At 52.3% G+C, this 1,970-nt stretch carries 3 protein-coding genes; all 3 read left to right on the forward strand.

Annotated features, from left to right (window positions below; all coding sequences use genetic code 11):
- A partial coding sequence (locus tag AC1DWB_RS34250; protein ID WP_477545540.1) for a carbohydrate binding domain-containing protein occupies positions 1-603 on the forward strand: 603 nt, incomplete at its 5' end.
- A 316-nt stretch (positions 604-919) separates the two neighbouring features.
- Positions 920-1,561 (forward strand): hypothetical protein, encoded by a 642-nt coding sequence (locus AC1DWB_RS34255; RefSeq protein ID WP_477545541.1) that lies wholly within the window; start codon positions 920-922, stop codon positions 1,559-1,561.
- Positions 1,548-1,970 (forward strand): ATP-binding protein (locus AC1DWB_RS34260; protein ID WP_477545542.1); only part of this gene is annotated, 423 nt, incomplete at its 3' end. The genes AC1DWB_RS34255 and AC1DWB_RS34260, both read left to right, overlap by 14 nt.

Consider the following 1,970-nt stretch of genomic DNA (forward strand, 5'->3'; position numbering starts at 1 on the left):
GCGTACACCTTGAACTTTTCTACCCCATCTGTCGCAGGGCATGAAGTTTATGTCCGCTTATCGGGAACCGACTGGACGAATCCGGATAAACGGATCTTCTTTGACGAGGTAAGAATCGTTCCGGATTTATCCGATTCGGAAACGGCGAACAGCGGATTCGAAACGCCCGATTATGCCGATCCGACGCTTCCGTTGTACTGGAATCGCAGCGGGAATGCCAGTGCCTCCACGGTATCACTCGATTCGAGCGAGCAGGTGAAAGGCGCCCAATCCGTCAAACTGGCGACGAATCCGGTCAGCGGGGAGCAAATCTTGAGCTATGATCTGAACGGGCTGCAGGCGGGCGAAACGTATCGTCTTACGTTCTACGCCAAGACCAACGGTTCGGCCGCGCAAGGGAAAGTGTCGGTCACGAACAGCGGCACCGCATTGTTTGCGCCGGTTACGATCAACAGTACGGCTTGGACCCAATACCAGACTACTTTTGTTGCACCGAGTCAAAACTTTTATGAAAACAATCTAAAGCTTATCTTGACTCATGCCAATCCGGTAGTGGCGGGCGGAACCGTTTGGTTCGATCAGGTAGCGGTAATCGCTCAATAGAGAAGCGATAGAAAACAGAACTGACGCACAAGATTGAAGAAATTCGCTAATATATGGTTAACTCAACAGGCCTGATTGCATACAAAAACGCCATCGCGATGACGGCGTTTTTTTGTGTAAATCACCGCAGCCCGGCCGGGTGCGTCAGTTCATATACGACCGGGTCCCTTAAGACCCGGCTGGGAGTCCTTTCGAGAACGATTGCCTTTACCTGTTTCCAGCAAAAAGGCGCATTCGGGCTGCTGGTCCGATCTCTCCGCGTTCCATTTAACAGATACCAAGTCTGTGAGCTCGACAATGCCAGAGAGCACTACAAATGGATCAGCCGATCTGTACGCTGTTTGAAGCTGATCGCAAGGCCCTACTGCCACTGCCTAAGCTCGAATTTGAAGCTTGCCGCTACGAGCACGTGAAGACCAACGGCTACGGCAAATTTATCCTCGGTGGGTGTCATACGTATTCATCYTCACCGATGTACGCCGAGCGTGAAATTGTCGTRCGCGTRAGTGCGCATTTCATCGAACCCCTAGACGAGACCGGTGATGCCATTTCCCGTCACAACCGAGAATTCGGGAGTGAACGAACGGATACCGTGGACTGGACCACTATGCTCGATCAGYTAATGGTGAAGCCCGGCGCATGGAAGAATAGCGTCATGCGCAGCCAAATGGCCTACGAGGTACGTGACTACATGGAYGAGCAGGATAAGAGCGGTCTTAAGCARGCGCTCAAGCTCATTAAAGACTTATCTAACCAATATGGATTAGATGTGGCCATGACCAGTATGAACGAAGCGATCGTTCGTAAACGCACGGAAGGKCTTCCGGTTAATGCCGCCGTGGTGGCTGCCCGAATCGCCCACTATGGCCTCCATACACCAGGAGAACCAGGGCCGGATAWGAGTCGTTACGATGAGTTGCTGCCCGCATCAGGAGGTGCTGTATATGGAKCGAAGTGAGATCCGTCAAGAGATTGCCCTATTCTGCCGCCAACTCATCCTAAGCCAAAATGCCGTACGGCTGTGCGACTTAGAAGCAACGCCGAAGCAGGAAGAATTCTTGCATCAAGTATTTAAAGAAGAACTGGAACACAGAGAACGTCTGCGAAAAGTACGCTTGTTCCAGAAGGCGGCCTTCCCGGTTCGGAAGACGCTTGAGGGCTATGAGTTTCAATCTCTACGCCTGCCCTCCACTCTGCAAACGGATGAACTGACTTCGTGTCAGTTCGTTCGGGACAAAAAGAATCTCGTACTCTACGGCCCCGTAGGTACGGGCAAAACTCACCTTGCCATCGCTCTGGGTGTGAAGGCCTGCGAACTGGGCATGTCCACACGTTTCTTCACCGCTGCCTCACTCGTTACCAAGCTC

It is taken from the genome of Paenibacillus sp. P4_E11, from assembly GCF_056401635.1.